A 13,868-nucleotide genomic window follows, 5' to 3' on the forward strand; every position below is an offset into this window, starting at 1 on the left:
CCCCTTAGTTTTTGCGGAACATCTTCAGCATGCGCTGAGTGACGGTGAATCCACCAAAAATGTTGATGCTGGCGATCAGTACCGCGACAAAGGAGAGGAAACTCACCCAGCCGCCATGACCAATCTGCAACAACGCACCGACCACGATAATCCCTGAGATCGCGTTAGTGACCGACATCAACGGGGTATGCAATGCATGGCTGACGTTCCAGACCACGTAGTAACCCACCACGCAGGCCAGCGCAAACACGGTAAAGTGAGACAGGAACTCTTTCGGTGCCGAATTGGCAAACCAGCCAAACAGGATGATCGCCAGTGCGATCAGGCCGTATTTCACCATTGGTGAAGTTGGTTTCTTTTCAACTTTCTCGATTGGCGCGGCGGCAGCCTGCTTCGGCTGGGCGGAGACCTGGATCGGCGGTGCTGGCCAGGTAACTTCGCCATCGCGAACTACGGTCACGCCGCGGATCACGGTGTCTTCGAAATCGATATTGATTTCGCCGTTTTTCTCTTTCGACAACAGCTTCAGCAGGTTCACCAGGTTGGTGCCGTATAGCTGTGAGGACTGCGTCGGCAAGCGGCTTGGCAGATCGGTGTAACCGATAATCTTCACGCCGTTCTCGGTAACGGTCACCTTATCGGCCACGGTCAGCTCACAGTTGCCACCGGTTTGCGCGGCCAGATCGACAATCACGCTGCCCGGCTTCATGGAAGCCACCATCTCTTTGGTAATAAGCTTTGGTGCCGGGCGGCCAGGGATCAGCGCCGTGGTCACGATAATGTCTACTTCCTCTGCCTGAGCGGCAAACAGCGCCATTTCCGCTTTGATAAAGGCTTCAGACATCACTTTGGCATAGCCATCGCCGCTGCCTGCTTCTTCCTCAAAGTCCAGCTCGAGGAATTCTGCGCCCATACTCTGCACTTGCTCTTTCACTTCCGGGCGGGTGTCAAAGGCGCGAACGATCGCTCCCAAACTACCAGCCGCACCGATAGCGGCCAAGCCAGCAACCCCAGCACCAATGATCATCACTTTGGCCGGGGGAACTTTACCGGCGGCGGTGATCTGGCCGGTGAAGAAACGCCCGAACTCGTGCGCCGCCTCAACGATAGCGCGATAACCGGCGATATTGGCCATTGAGCTCAGTGCATCCAGGGACTGCGCACGTGAAATACGTGGCACGGAATCCATGGCCATAGCGGTCACGTTGCGGGCCGCCAGCTTCGCCATCAATTCTGGGTTTTGTGCTGGCCAGATAAAGCTGACTAACGTACTGCCTTCACGCATTAACGCAATTTCTTCCTCAAGAGGTGCGTTAACCTTCAGGATCAGATCCGATTGCCACACATCGGCTGTATCGGTAATTGTCGCCCCTGCGGCTTGATAAGCTGCATCTTCAAAGCTTGCCAGTTTTCCCGCCGCGCTTTCGATCGCGACGGTAAAGCCCAGTTTCAGCAGTTGTTCTACCGTTTTCGGCGTTGCTGCAACTCGGGCTTCATTGGCCAACCGTTCTCTTGGTACACCAATACGCATAATGTTCCCTTCTCACCTGTTCTGATGATGTTTATTATCGTGTTACCCATAGCGATAGCACCGGCTGGCAAGTTTTTTATCAGCCTTGCCTGTCAGCAAATTAAGGTGCCACCTATAACCTACTGAAAATGTGATCGATGATCCATAATTGCTTACGTTTACCCGTCAGTTTTTACATAAAAATGCAGCTAAGGCTATGACAAATCTCAAATCTGGATGCAAAAACTGCCCGGAAGGCCCTTTTCAACGCACTATTGTGCAGAACCAGCCCTAAGCCATTTCCTGTCAGCCGCGGACAGCGAGCATAAAAGTTATAAAATTGTGAATAATTAACATTAATGAGATTAAACGCTTTATTATTGAAACTTATAACCTGTTGGCTCAATGTGGCTCATCTAGTGTGGCTCGGCTTTGTCGCATCGCATCACATAAAATGCTGAGACACCTGCCAAGGTTACATGGCATAATCTGCGGCTGAATTACACCTAAACTGTTCAGCACGTTATAAACGTTACTGCGCTTGGCGAAAGGATTTTTTATGAAGCTGAAGACCACGATCATCGCATCAGCCTTGTTATCACTTACTGCGCTGTCTGTGCATGCCGCGCAAGAGTTAACTCCTGAGAAAGCAGCGGCCATCAAGCCGTTTGATCGCATCACCATTACCGGCCGTTTTATTGCCATCAACGAAGCTGCCGATGCCGTATCCCGCCGTGCAGATAAAATGGGGGCCGACGCCTTCTATATCCAGGACATCAACAACAGCAACAATGGCGGCAACTGGCGCGTCACCGCAGACGTCTATCATAAAGATGCCCCAGAAGTCAGCAAAGAGACCAAGTACCGCGTGATTAACGGCGTGAAAGAGCTGCCGAAAGACGAAGCCTTCCTGCTTGAGCCTTACGATACCGTCACCGTCAGCGGCTTCTACCGCAGCCAGCCAGACATCAACGACGCCATCTCCAAAGCCGCACAGAAGAAAGGCGCTGCCTCGTTCTTTATCGTGCGTCAGGTGGATGCCAACCAGGGCGGAAACCAGTTCATCACCGCTTACATCTATAAAGCCGATGCGCCGAAGCGTGTGGTGCAGAGCCCGGATGCCGTGCCTGCCGATTCTGAAGCCGGTAAAGCCATGCTGGCTGCTGGTGGTGCAGAAGCCGCCAAGGTCGAGATCCCAGGCGTCGCCTCTTCCGGCTCACCAGCCCGCGACGTTGGCCGCTTCTTCGAAACTCAGACCTCTACCGGCCAGCGTTACACTGTAACCCTGCCGAACGGAACCAAGATCCAGGAAGTGAATAACGTCACCGCCGCGCAGATGGTGCCGTTTGATTCCGTGACCTTTACCGGCCACTTCAACAGCATGACTGACGTCTCTACCGAAGTGGCGAAACGTGCCGCAGAGAAAGGCGCCAAGTACTACCATGTGACGCGCCAGTGGCAGAACAAGAGCGGCGGCAACCTGACCGTCAGCGCCGATCTGTTCAAATAATCCCCGCTGTCACCTTGATCGAAGGGCTGCCACCGTGCAGCCTTTTTTTATGCCGCTGCTGAATAAGTTTTTATCCATTGCGCATAACCAATCATTGCATCTGCAAGCATCTCCCCTTAGAATTTGCGCCAATTTTTAGCTTCATTACCTGCCCTTGCGGTAATTGCCATGACGTTATGGCTGGCCTGCACGGAACGCATAGTTGTTTATTCTGTCTCGGGATCCATCATTGGAAAGAAAACTTGGTCTTACCGCGTTAACCGCCTTGGTGCTCAGCTCAATGCTGGGCGCAGGCGTCTTTAGCCTGCCGCAGAATATGGCCGAGGTTGCCAGCCCGGCGGCCTTGCTGATTGGTTGGGCCATCACCGGCGTCGGCATTCTGTTCCTGGCGTTTGCCATGCTGTTACTGACTCGCCTGCGCCCCGACCTAGACGGTGGCATCTTCACCTACGCCAAAGAAGGCTTTGGCGAACTGGTGGGCTTCTGCTCTGCGTGGGGTTACTGGCTGTGTGCGGTGATCGCCAACGTTTCTTATCTGGTGATCGTGTTTGCTGCACTAAGCCTGTTTACAGACCGCAGCGGCACGGTGATCCTGGGCGATGGCAACACCTGGCAGGCGTTGATCGCCGAATCCTTGTTGCTGTGGATCGTCCATGCCTTGGTATTGCGCGGCGTGCAAACGGCGGCCAGCATCAATCTGGTGGCCACCCTCGCTAAGTTGCTGCCCCTCGGCCTGTTTGCCGTGCTGGCCGCTATCGCGTTCCGCATGGATACGTTCACGCTGGATTTCCACGGCGTTGCTCTTGGTACGCCAGTTTGGCAGCAGGTTAAAGACACCATGCTGATCACCCTGTGGGTGTTTATCGGTGTTGAAGGTGCTGTGGTAGTTTCCGCCCGCGCCAGGCAGAAAAAGGACGTTGGCCGCGCCACCATGCTGGCCGTGATTTCCGCTTTGGCGGTGTATCTGGTGATCACCCTGCTGTCGCTCGGCGTGGTGCCACGCAGTGAGCTGGCTGAAATGCGCAACCCGTCAATGGCGGTTCTGATGGTTGACCTGATCGGCCCTTGGGGTGATGTGATCATCGCCACTGGCCTAATCGTTTCGGTTTGCGGGGCCTACCTGAGCTGGACCATCATGGCGGCCGAAGTGCCTCTGCTGGCCGCTCAACACGGCGCATTCCCCAAAATTTTCCGCAAGCAAAACCAGAACCACGCCCCATCCGCCTCTTTGTGGTTGACCAATGGTGCGGTGCAAATTGCGCTGGTGATTATCTGGCTGACCGGCAGCAACTACAACTCGCTGCTGACCATCGCTTCCGAGATGATCCTGGTGCCGTATTTCCTGGTGGGAGCCTTCCTGTTCAAGGTGGCCAGTCAGCGGCAGGACAAGCGGCTGATTTTCGCCGCCAGCGGTGCCTGCCTGTATGGGCTGTGGCTACTCTATGCTTCAGGTCTGATGCACCTGTTGATGTCGGTGCTGCTGTATGCACCTGGCTTGCTGGTGTTTATGTATGCCCGCAGTGGACATCAGGAGGTGAAATTGCTCAACCGACTAGAGAAAGGCACCGTTATGCTGCTGTTGGCAGCAACCCTCCCGGCCGGATGGTTTATGTTGCATTGATCGACTCAATTAACCGGGTGACCTCACCCGGTTAATTGCCAGCCACCGGTTGGGCGTTAATGGTGATCCTCTCACCCACCTGCGTCACTACCACCGATTCGCCGCACTCTTTCTCAATGGCGACCAACTGCTCCGCCGCCAGCGCATACGGCAGTTGAATATCAAACACCACCAACTGCTGCTGCCGGGCCAGATCGATCAGGCGAATAATATTGACCTCATCGCTGACCTGCGTCGAAACCACCTGTAACGCTAACTCTTTCAACTGATCCTGACGTGAGCGTGAGTCTGCCACGCGCGATTTCACTACCATGCCAAAAATGGGCATCACGCCATAGATTGCATCGATAAAGCGCCACTGCTTCTTGCAGGAGGCAGATAAAAAATGGGTGTAGTCAAAACAGACTCTCTCACTGCGCGCGACGAATGCAAGATGATCGTTGTTCATCTTCGTTACCCTTCTGGTGGCCAGTGCTGAAATGTCATCGATGGCAAGCGTTATCCGCTTTCTGACGTATAATGGCATAATTACCTTAATGTTTGCCAGTTTGCTCAGGAGCTTTACTCGATGGTCTCTCACAACTCGGCCCCTGTGTTGATCACCGGCGGTGCCCGCAGAATTGGGCTGGCTCTGGCCAAGTCGTTCTTACAACGGGGCGTTTCGGTCATTATTGCCTATCGCAGTGAATACCCGGCGTTAGCCGAACTCCAAGACCTTGGTGCGATCTGCCTGCAGGGCGACTTCTCTGCCCACGAAGGGATCTATCGTTTTGCCGATCAGGTGAAACAGGTCGCCCCAAAGCTGCGTGCCGTGATCCATAACGCCAGTGCCTGGTTGGCAGAATCGGCCGATACTCCGCCGGAACAGGTGATGGCTTCGATGCTCCAGATCCACGTTTACACGCCCTACCTGCTTAACCAACTGCTGGAACCCTGCCTGCTTGGCCAAGGGCAAGCCGGTGCCGATATCATCCACCTGACGGATTATGTGGTGGAGAAAGGCAGCGACAAGCATATTGCCTATGCCGCCAGTAAGGCCGCGCTGGATAATATGACCCGTTCCTTTGCCCGCAAGCTGGCCCCCGAAGTCAAAGTGAATGCAATCGCCCCGGCGCTGATCATGTTCAACACCGGTGATGATGAAACCTATCGTCAGCAGGCACTGACCAAATCCCTGATGCAGATCGCCCCAGGGGAAAGCGAAGTGGTCAATCTGGTGGATTATCTGATGGGCAGCCGCTACGTTACCGGGCGCACTCACGGCGTGGATGGCGGACGACCGCTGCGCTGAATAATCGGCATGGCGCAACACCGAGCAGCGCGCTATGCTGGACGCCGTTTTTCCTATAAAACCACCCTATTATGACTAAAATTGTTTTTGTAGAAGACGATCCTGAGGTTGGCAAACTGATTGCCGCCTATCTGGGCAAACATGACATCGACGTCATCATCGAACCCCGTGGCGATACGGCACAGGCCTGTATTGAGCGGGAACATCCAGACCTGGTGCTGTTGGATATCATGCTGCCCGGCAAGGACGGCATGACGCTGTGCCGCGATCTGCGCCCGGTTTATCCCGGCCCGATCGTGTTGCTCACCTCGCTGGACAGCGATATGAATCACATCCTGTCATTGGAAATGGGTGCGCATGACTACATCCTGAAAACCACACCGCCTGCGGTGCTGCTGGCTCGCCTGCGTTTACACCTGCGCCAACACGGTGGCAACCAGCCAAAAGAAGAGCAAACGCAGAACATCACCCAACATAATGCCGTGCATTTTGGTTTGTTGTGCATCGATCCGGTCAACCGCCAGGTGACGCTGGGGGAAGAGATCGTCACCCTCTCCACTTCAGATTTCGATCTGCTGTGGGAGTTGGCCACCCATGCCGGGCAAATCATGGACCGTGAAGCGTTGCTGCAAAACCTGCGCGGTGTCAGCTACGACGGTATGGATCGCAGCATCGATGTGGCCATTTCACGCCTGCGCCGCAAACTGTATGACAATGCCCTGGAGCCGTTTCGCATCAAGACCGTGCGCAACAAGGGCTATCTGTTTGCCCCCAACGCCTGGGCATCGGTGCAACAATGAGAAAACTGTTCGTGCAGTTCTTTTTACTGCTGTTCGTCTGCTTTCTGGTAATGGCGATGCTGGTTGGCCTGGTTTACAAGGTCACCGCCGAACGCGCCGGGCGCCAATCGATGGACGACCTGATGAAGAGTTCGCTGTATCTGATGCGCAGCGAACTACGGGAGATCCCGCTAAAAGACTGGAACAAAACCATCGCCACCCTGGATTTAAACCTGTCGTTCAAACTGCATATCGAGCCGCTCGGTAAGCAGAACCTGAATGAAGATCTCACCAAGCGTCTGCACATGGGAGAGATTATTGCGCTGGACGATCGCTACACCTTTATGCAGCGCATTCCCCGTAGCCACTACGTGCTGGTCGTTGGCCCCATCCCTTATCTGTTTTATCTGCACCAGATGCGCATTCTGGATTTGGTGCTGCTGATTTTTATCGGCTTGTCGCTGGCTCTGCCGGTGTTCCTTTGGATGCGCCCGCATTGGCAGGACTTGCTGAAACTGGAAAATGCCGCCCAACGTCTGGGGGCCGGGCATCTCGATGAGCGTACACACTTTGTACCCACCTCGAGCCTTTACCGGCTTGGCGTTGCCTTTAATCAGATGGCCGATAACGTCAACACGCTGATCGTCAGTAAAAAACAGCTGATTGACGGTATTGCCCATGAGCTGAGGACTCCGCTGGTACGCCTGCGCTACCGATTGGCCATGAGCGATAACCTGACCGACGGCGAGCAACAGGCGTTGAATCGGGATATCGGCCAGCTAGAATCCCTGATCGACGAGCTATTGACCTATGCGCGTCTGGATCGGCCTCAGGTAGCCTTGAATATTGAGCCTATCGATTTACCCGGCTGGCTACAGGATAAGGTGGCCGATATCCAGTTGATCCACCCAGAGCGCGACATTGAGCTGAACATCCCGCATGTCGGTGACTTTGGCGGTGTCGATCTGCGGCTGATGGAGCGCGTGTTGGACAACCTGGTCAACAATGGCCTGCGCTATAGCGAACGGCATTTACGCGTCGGCCTGTGGTTTGACGGTGGCTCCGCATGCTTGCAGGTGGAAGACGATGGCACTGGCATTCCGCCAGAAGAGCGCGAACGGGTATTCGAGCCCTTCGTCCGCCTCGATCCCAGCCGCGATCGCGCTACCGGCGGCTGCGGGCTTGGGTTGGCGATCGTGCATTCCATCGCCGTTGCCTATCAAGGCCAGGTCTTTGTGGAGGCCAGCTCTTTAGGCGGCGCCAGTTTCCGCTTCTGCTGGCCGATTAAACCCCCTTTAGATACCAAAACAGAGCCAGCATAACGATCCGGCCCCGTTGGCTCAACGGATCCACTATGGAGTTGAACAAATGACATCTGCATCATCCTCTACGGCCTACGGCCAACTTCGCGCCCTATTCACCCGCCTTTCGCGTTTTGACCACCTCTCGGCCATCAGCGGCTGGGATATGCAAACCATGATGCCGCCGGGGGGCAATAAGGCGCGTTCCGAAGCTCTGGCGGAACTGAGCGTGTTGAAGCATCAAATCCTGACGGCACCGAAAACGGGTGAACTGCTCGACCGCGCGCAACAAGAAGCGCTAGATGAATTTGACCGGGCCAACCTGCTCGAGATGCGCCGCCAGTATGACAATGCCGTGCTGGTGCCAGAAGCGCTAGTCGAAGCCAAATCCCTTGCCGGTGCGCGCTGCGAACATGCCTGGCGAGCACAACGCCCGGCCAACGACTGGGAAGGTTTTAGCGATAACCTACGCCAGGTGGTCAAGCTGAGCCGTGAAGAAGCACAGATCCGCGCACAGGCAGCGGGCGTCAGCCGTTATGATGCGTTGCTCAATCTGTATGAGCCTGGCATGCGCAGCAGCGATCTGGACCGTATCTTTGGCGATCTGAAAACCTGGCTGCCCGATCTATTGCAAAAGGTGGTCGCCAAACAGCAGCAAGAACCTTGCCTGATCCCGCAAGGTCCGTTCGATGTCGACACCCAGCGTAAGCTGAGCCTGAGCGTGATGAAGCTGCTCGGCTTTGACTTCGACGGCGGCCGCGTTGACGTTAGTGCTCATCCGTTCTGCGGCGGCGTGCCGGAAGATGTGCGTATCACTACACGCTACAACGAGAAAGAGTTCCTTACCGCGCTGCTTGGCATCGTGCATGAAACCGGCCATGCCCGTTACGAACAAAACCTGCCGCGTGAGTGGCTAGGCCAGCCCGTGGCGCAAGCTCGGTCGACGGCTATCCACGAATCACAAAGCCTGTTCTTTGAAATGCAGCTGGCTCGCGGTAGTGACTTCCTGAAAGTTCTGCGGCCGCTGATCGTCAATCAGTTTGGTGAACAACCGGCCCTGGAAGAGAGCAACTTTATTCGCCTTAATCAGCGGGTGAAGCCTGGCCTGATCCGCGTCGATGCCGACGAGGTCAGCTACCCTGCCCATGTGATATTACGCTATGAAATCGAGCGTGCGTTGATTGAGGGCGAGATCGAGGTAGAAGATATTCCGGCGCTGTGGAATGAGAAGATGTACAGCTACCTTGGCCTGGATACCGTGGGCGATTATCGCAACGGCTGCATGCAGGACATCCACTGGACGGACGGTGCCTTTGGTTATTTCCCAACTTACACCTTGGGTGCCATGTATGCGGCCCAACTGTTTGACAGTGCACGTAGCGCAATGCCCAAGCTGAGCGAAGATATTGCTGCCGGTAATTTAACCGAGCTATTCCATTGGTTACAGCAAAATATCTGGCGTCACGCCAGCCGTTACCCTACCGATACGTTGATCACCAACGCCACGGGTAAGACGTTAGACCCAAGCTATTTCCGCCGGCATCTGGAAAGCCGTTACCTGTAATCTCCGCCCCCTCCGTACGTTAAGGTGTTGCTGGTATAACTTAACGTACGGATTTGCAAAATAGAGTCCACATGACCTTAACCATCAATGTGTTACTTGAAAATCGCCTGGCTGCCGGGGCGGATAAAGCGTTAATCGCCAAAGCCGGGTTGAGCCTGCTAGTTCAGGATGAATCGGACAGCGTACTTTTTGATACCGGGCCGGACGGCAGTTTTTTAAAAAATGCTGCTCAAATGGGGATCAGCCTCGACAACCTGACCGCTACCGTGCTCTCTCATGGCCATTACGATCACAGTGGTGGCGTACCCTGCTTGCCCGATAACAGCAGAATAATTTGCCACCCCGGTGTGCAAGACGTTCGCTATGCCGCCGTTAATCTTCTGGGCCGCGTAAAGAAAATCAAACGTTTATCGCCGGAAGTGGATTACTCGCGCCACGCCATGGAACTGACCCGAACCCCAGTGCAAATCAGTGAGCGATTCATCTGGTCTGGTGAAATCGAGGTGCCTGCCCCCAAAGCCTACGGCATTATTGAAAACGCCCAACAATCCCCTGATTACATCGCCGATGAAGGTGTGCTGATTTATAAATCCGATCGAGGCCTGATAATCATCACTGGCTGCGGACACCGGGGAATAATCAATATTGTGCGGCACTGCCAAAAGATCACCGGTATCGATAAGATCCATGCGCTGATTGGCGGTTTTCACCTGAGATATGCCTCACCGCTGCGATTATTGCAGGTACAGCGTTTTCTCAAACAAATCAAACCCGAGAAAGTGATGGGCTGCCATTGCACTGGCTCTTGGGGGCAATTGTGGTTGCCTAATACGATTAGCCCGGCGACAGGGGATAGGATTTCGTTGTTGTAAATCTTCCGGGGCATTGCGCCCCAACACGCCTGCCGTAATAGCGTCCCGCCTGATTCTACCTGCTAGGCTTAATGATGTCACATAGTGCACACCCTATCCTAAAGCGCAGGTGTTGCAGGCCGTGGTTTTTACGACTACCAATGTATGTTGTAACTAATTTGCGATTTTAAAGCTATAAATGTTTACCACTGGCTTGCTAACCAATTACACTTGTTACCGTAACATATTTTACCCGAAGGGCGTCGGAAGTACCGCCAGTGTAAAACTGGCGGTATGGTGAACAAGTGTTATGTTCAATTAAGCTAGACTTGATAAATTATCCACCCTCTGCCTTTTTTATTTTCCTTTCCCTTTCCCCGTGGATTTACTAGGCTTTAACGCCGGTGTATTTCCCGGAGTATCTTTATTATCACGTCGACGTTGATCAGGTTTCCCTGTTGAATCAGCAATTGGTTTCGGACCAGGTTTAAGACCCATAACAGTTATCCTTTAAATGTGTGAGAGCAAAGCCCTCCAAGTTGATATATGGTCTGTAGTAAACATTATCAAGGGGGCTGCACCAGAACCATAACAATTTCCTTTACCCAAACTGACCTCATGTTCCCCAGTAGCAACACCATTGCGCACTGCTACTAATTCTATTACCTCCACACAGCCCCATTTCTTCCGTAACTGGCCTGTACATTAGGTTACACGCCGAAACCAATCACTCACGGAAAGTATTCTTCTGTTTGCATAAGATTGTTTCATCGGCCCCGCAGTGGGGTTACAAACCAACAGATAGTTGAGGATCTACCGATGAAAAAAGTATTAGCTCTGGTTGTTGCCGCTGCAATGGGCTTGTCATCTATCGCTTTCGCCGCTGAGGCCGCCGCTCCTGCTGCTGCACCAGCCGCCACTACCCAAGCCGCACCAGCGAAAACCACCCACGTGAAAAAACATCACGCCAAGAAAACGACCGAGCAAAAAGCTCAGGCAGCCAAGAAGCATCACAATGCCAACGGTAAAAAAGCCCCGGCCCAGAAGGCACAGGCTGCTAAAAAGCATCACAAAAAATCCAGCAACAAAGCAGCAACTCCGGCAGCCTGATAGTCAACCGGCGTGAGGCACCCCTCACCTGTTCTGGTAAGCGTTGTCCAACACCCGGTTCGCCGGGTGTTTTTTCATCGGGGGTTGTCTATGCTGCGTCGCTATCGGTTCGAAATCATCCTTGGCACCCTGATCGTTTGCGGGCTCATCGCCAGTTTTTTTTATCTGTAATCTCCGATTTTTCTCAGGAAATTATCGGAAAATCAATCACCGACCATCTACACAGCGGCTAAATCAGTCTATAGTTAGCATTCAGTGTGTCTATGGATGATCCGAATTTGTCAGGCAAGAAACCTATGCGCATCTCTGTTTTACTGTTGTTGTGCTCATTTCCTTTGGCTTTATCCCATTCTGCGCATGCTGATAGCCCTTCCGAGGCGTCTGCGGCCGATCAAACTCGTCTGTTTTTTGGCAAAGATAACCGTATTAAAGTCACCGAAACCAGCGGTTGGCCGTGGCAGGCTATTGGCCAGGTAGAAACCGCCAGTGGTAACCTGTGTACCGCTACGCTGATCTCTCCCCATCTGGCGCTAACCGCAGGCCACTGCGTACTGGCCCCTCCTGGCAATCTTGATAAGGCCGTGGCGCTGCGCTTTATTTCCGGTAGCAAAGGCTGGCAATACCAGACGGAAAATATCGAAACGCTGGTCGATAAGTCATTAGGTAAAAAGCTGAAGGCGGATGGCGACGGCTGGATCGTGCCACCAGCGGCGGCAGCGTATGATTTTGCGTTGATCAGGCTAAAAGATAACAAACCGCTGGCGATTAAACCTTTGCCATTATGGCAAGGTGACGGAAAAGCGTTAACGCAAACTTTAAAGTTGGCAAAGCGCCTAGTCACCCAGGCCGGTTATCCAGAGGATCATCTGGACGATCTGTACAGCCATCAAAATTGTAAAGTCACCGGTTGGGCACAACAAGGCGTGTTATCACACCAGTGCGACACCTTACCCGGTGACAGCGGCTCTCCATTGATATTGAAGACCGCCGAAGGCTGGCGACTTATCGCTATCCAGAGTTCTGCACCCGCAGCACAAGACCGCTACCGGGCCGATAACCGCGCACTGTCAGTTACCGGCATTCGCGATGCTTTGGATCTCTTAGCCGCCAGTAAGTAACTCCTCCGAACAGCGCAGGCCACCGTTATCCCACCGGAGGGTAATGGTGGCGGGCAAACTGTGCTGCAATACCCTATCAACGTTTGGCCCATCGGTTCGCTGATAAAAGGTGCCGGCCTGCTCCAGTGATGAACCACCACGCATTTTACGCTCGATCAGCCGTGCCCGCAGTTGCTGTGCTGGTGCCTGAATAAATAGCGTTAAGTCGCTGTGACGGGCCAGATCGCGCCAACCTGGCTCATCAAGCAACAACCAGTTACCTTCTACGATCGTTACCGGTGCAGTCACCTCGATAGCGTTGGGTACCGGATCGTGCAACACGCGATCGTAAGTAGGCCACAATACACGTGGTTGATCGAGTGAAGCCAACGCCAACTCAAGCTGCTGACGATCAAAGGTTTCTGGCATTCCCTTCTTGCTGCGCAACCCTTGCGCATCAAGCCAGGAGTTAGGACGGTGAAAGCCGTCCATCGGCAGAGTTTGCAAGGCCGGTAATTCATCATGCTGTGACGATAAATGCTGCCAGAAGGCCGTCAGCGTCGATTTACCGCTGCCAGGAGGTGCCGCCAGGAAAACCACCAGGCGCGCCCCCTTTTGCTGCTGCTTTTGGGCCAACAGGCGCAGTAAAGGTAAGTGCACCTGTTCGACCTCCTCATCGTTAAAAAAGGCATCGATCGTCAGCCCATTAACTGTTAGCGCTATTTTCATTGGTCAGTTCCTTTAACAGCGAAGTCACCGCCAGCGTTAATCCGGTTTTAATCATGTTGCCGTAGCGCTCGTTATTAAAAACCTCAAAGCTGGAAAACTTCATCTTTCTTATCGCACTGAAAAGCTGTTCGTTTTCCGTAATGGCATTAAGGTTGGCAATAAAATCAAAGGTCATTTCATCATGAAAGCTCAGCGAGCTATTTTCCGCCTGCACATGCTGGCTAAATTGTGAAAGACAGATGATATCGGCATAAACGGTTTTTTTGATTTTCCCCAATGCATACAATAAGCGCAGGGAGACATCCATATTGTCCAAAGGGCCGGATTTTGCCAGCAATGGCTTTACCGCATATTCGAGTATGTCGGGATCGTTATTGACAAACACCTGTGGCAAATAGGTTTTGACAGCAGAAAATAAAATCTCATTTGCCTTCTGTAACCAATTGAGCAATTGTTCCTGCTCGTCCAGTTGTTCAATTATTTCATCTTCTGTCAGCGTTTTCAT

At 53.4% G+C, this 13,868-nt stretch carries 14 protein-coding genes; 10 read left to right on the forward strand and 4 right to left on the reverse strand.

The window, feature by feature from the left end; translation table 11 throughout:
- Window positions 1–4: 4 nt before the first annotated feature.
- The gene (gene pntA, locus AC6HVW_RS13270) at window positions 5–1,531 is read right to left on the reverse strand and encodes a Re/Si-specific NAD(P)(+) transhydrogenase subunit alpha (protein WP_186486417.1); all 1,527 of its coding nucleotides are present in this window, start codon (window positions 1,529–1,531) and stop codon (window positions 5–7) included.
- 538 nt (window positions 1,532–2,069) lie between these two features.
- Between pntA and ydgH the strand changes: the two genes are divergently transcribed.
- Both ydgH and AC6HVW_RS13280 read left to right on the forward strand, forming a co-directional pair.
- Entirely contained in the window at window positions 2,070–3,020 is a 951-nt protein-coding gene (gene ydgH / locus AC6HVW_RS13275) for a DUF1471 family protein YdgH (protein WP_021177865.1), read from the forward strand.
- A gap of 229 nt (window positions 3,021–3,249) precedes the next feature.
- Complete coding sequence (locus tag AC6HVW_RS13280) at window positions 3,250–4,641, forward strand: amino acid permease (protein ID WP_497569482.1); 1,392 nt, start codon at window positions 3,250–3,252, stop codon at window positions 4,639–4,641.
- A 31-nt stretch (window positions 4,642–4,672) separates the two neighbouring features.
- Here the strand turns inward: AC6HVW_RS13280 and AC6HVW_RS13285 are convergent, their stop codons facing one another.
- The gene (locus AC6HVW_RS13285) at window positions 4,673–5,089 is read right to left on the reverse strand and encodes a hypothetical protein (RefSeq protein ID WP_166735042.1); all 417 of its coding nucleotides are present in this window, start codon (window positions 5,087–5,089) and stop codon (window positions 4,673–4,675) included.
- Window positions 5,090–5,209: 120 nt separating this feature from the next.
- Between AC6HVW_RS13285 and folM the strand changes: the two genes are divergently transcribed.
- The 8 genes from folM to AC6HVW_RS13325 all read left to right on the forward strand — a co-directional run bounded on the left by folM (window position 5,210) and on the right by AC6HVW_RS13325 (window position 12,655).
- The gene (folM, locus tag AC6HVW_RS13290) at window positions 5,210–5,932 is read left to right on the forward strand and encodes a dihydromonapterin reductase (protein ID WP_186486418.1); all 723 of its coding nucleotides are present in this window, start codon (window positions 5,210–5,212) and stop codon (window positions 5,930–5,932) included.
- Window positions 5,933–6,003: 71 nt separating this feature from the next.
- The gene (gene rstA, locus AC6HVW_RS13295) at window positions 6,004–6,732 is read left to right on the forward strand and encodes a two-component system response regulator RstA (protein WP_186486419.1); all 729 of its coding nucleotides are present in this window, start codon (window positions 6,004–6,006) and stop codon (window positions 6,730–6,732) included.
- The gene (gene rstB / locus AC6HVW_RS13300; protein ID WP_071683460.1) at window positions 6,729–8,033 is read left to right on the forward strand and encodes a two-component system sensor histidine kinase RstB; all 1,305 of its coding nucleotides are present in this window, start codon (window positions 6,729–6,731) and stop codon (window positions 8,031–8,033) included. Before rstA ends, rstB begins: the two co-directional genes overlap by 4 nt.
- A gap of 46 nt (window positions 8,034–8,079) precedes the next feature.
- Window positions 8,080–9,576, forward strand: a complete 1,497-nt coding sequence (locus tag AC6HVW_RS13305) for a carboxypeptidase M32 (RefSeq protein WP_071683459.1) — start codon at window positions 8,080–8,082, stop codon at window positions 9,574–9,576.
- A 71-nt stretch (window positions 9,577–9,647) separates the two neighbouring features.
- Window positions 9,648–10,448 (forward strand): MBL fold metallo-hydrolase, encoded by an 801-nt coding sequence (locus AC6HVW_RS13310; protein WP_071683458.1) that lies wholly within the window; start codon window positions 9,648–9,650, stop codon window positions 10,446–10,448.
- A 798-nt stretch (window positions 10,449–11,246) separates the two neighbouring features.
- The gene (gene asr, locus AC6HVW_RS13315; RefSeq protein ID WP_021806510.1) at window positions 11,247–11,537 is read left to right on the forward strand and encodes an acid resistance repetitive basic protein Asr; all 291 of its coding nucleotides are present in this window, start codon (window positions 11,247–11,249) and stop codon (window positions 11,535–11,537) included.
- A 90-nt stretch (window positions 11,538–11,627) separates the two neighbouring features.
- The gene (ydgU, locus tag AC6HVW_RS13320) at window positions 11,628–11,708 is read left to right on the forward strand and encodes a small membrane protein YdgU (RefSeq protein ID WP_455567118.1); all 81 of its coding nucleotides are present in this window, start codon (window positions 11,628–11,630) and stop codon (window positions 11,706–11,708) included.
- Window positions 11,709–11,833: 125 nt separating this feature from the next.
- Window positions 11,834–12,655, forward strand: a complete 822-nt coding sequence (locus AC6HVW_RS13325; RefSeq protein ID WP_071683457.1) for a trypsin-like serine peptidase — start codon at window positions 11,834–11,836, stop codon at window positions 12,653–12,655.
- Here AC6HVW_RS13325 and AC6HVW_RS13330 read toward each other — a convergent pair.
- Complete coding sequence (locus AC6HVW_RS13330) at window positions 12,638–13,363, reverse strand: nucleoside/nucleotide kinase family protein (RefSeq protein WP_071683456.1); 726 nt, start codon at window positions 13,361–13,363, stop codon at window positions 12,638–12,640. The two genes, AC6HVW_RS13325 and AC6HVW_RS13330, sit on opposite strands and share 18 nt — an antisense overlap.
- The gene (locus AC6HVW_RS13335) at window positions 13,341–13,868 is read right to left on the reverse strand and encodes an MltR family transcriptional regulator (RefSeq protein ID WP_071683455.1); all 528 of its coding nucleotides are present in this window, start codon (window positions 13,866–13,868) and stop codon (window positions 13,341–13,343) included. Before AC6HVW_RS13335 ends, AC6HVW_RS13330 begins: the two co-directional genes overlap by 23 nt.

It is taken from the genome of Serratia sp. NCCP-200 (assembly GCF_059697885.1).

Excerpts from the sequence above, each read along its gene's own strand:
- rstB (WP_071683460.1), top strand. The coding sequence starts at position 6,729 with ATGAGAAAACTGTTCGTGCAGTTCTTTTTACTGCTGTTCGTCTGCTTT.
- AC6HVW_RS13335 (WP_071683455.1), bottom strand. The coding sequence starts at position 13,868 with ATGAAAACGCTGACAGAAGATGAAATAATTGAACAACTGGACGAGCAG.
- AC6HVW_RS13305 (WP_071683459.1), top strand. The coding sequence starts at position 8,080 with ATGACATCTGCATCATCCTCTACGGCCTACGGCCAACTTCGCGCCCTA.
- ydgU (WP_455567118.1), top strand. The coding sequence starts at position 11,628 with ATGCTGCGTCGCTATCGGTTCGAAATCATCCTTGGCACCCTGATCGTT.
- folM (WP_186486418.1), top strand. The coding sequence starts at position 5,210 with ATGGTCTCTCACAACTCGGCCCCTGTGTTGATCACCGGCGGTGCCCGC.
- AC6HVW_RS13285 (WP_166735042.1), bottom strand. The coding sequence starts at position 5,089 with ATGAACAACGATCATCTTGCATTCGTCGCGCGCAGTGAGAGAGTCTGT.
- AC6HVW_RS13310 (WP_071683458.1), top strand. The coding sequence starts at position 9,648 with ATGACCTTAACCATCAATGTGTTACTTGAAAATCGCCTGGCTGCCGGG.
- AC6HVW_RS13330 (WP_071683456.1), bottom strand. The coding sequence starts at position 13,363 with ATGAAAATAGCGCTAACAGTTAATGGGCTGACGATCGATGCCTTTTTT.
- pntA (WP_186486417.1), bottom strand. The coding sequence starts at position 1,531 with ATGCGTATTGGTGTACCAAGAGAACGGTTGGCCAATGAAGCCCGAGTT.
- asr (WP_021806510.1), top strand. The coding sequence starts at position 11,247 with ATGAAAAAAGTATTAGCTCTGGTTGTTGCCGCTGCAATGGGCTTGTCA.
- rstA (WP_186486419.1), top strand. The coding sequence starts at position 6,004 with ATGACTAAAATTGTTTTTGTAGAAGACGATCCTGAGGTTGGCAAACTG.
- ydgH (WP_021177865.1), top strand. The coding sequence starts at position 2,070 with ATGAAGCTGAAGACCACGATCATCGCATCAGCCTTGTTATCACTTACT.
- AC6HVW_RS13325 (WP_071683457.1), top strand. The coding sequence starts at position 11,834 with ATGCGCATCTCTGTTTTACTGTTGTTGTGCTCATTTCCTTTGGCTTTA.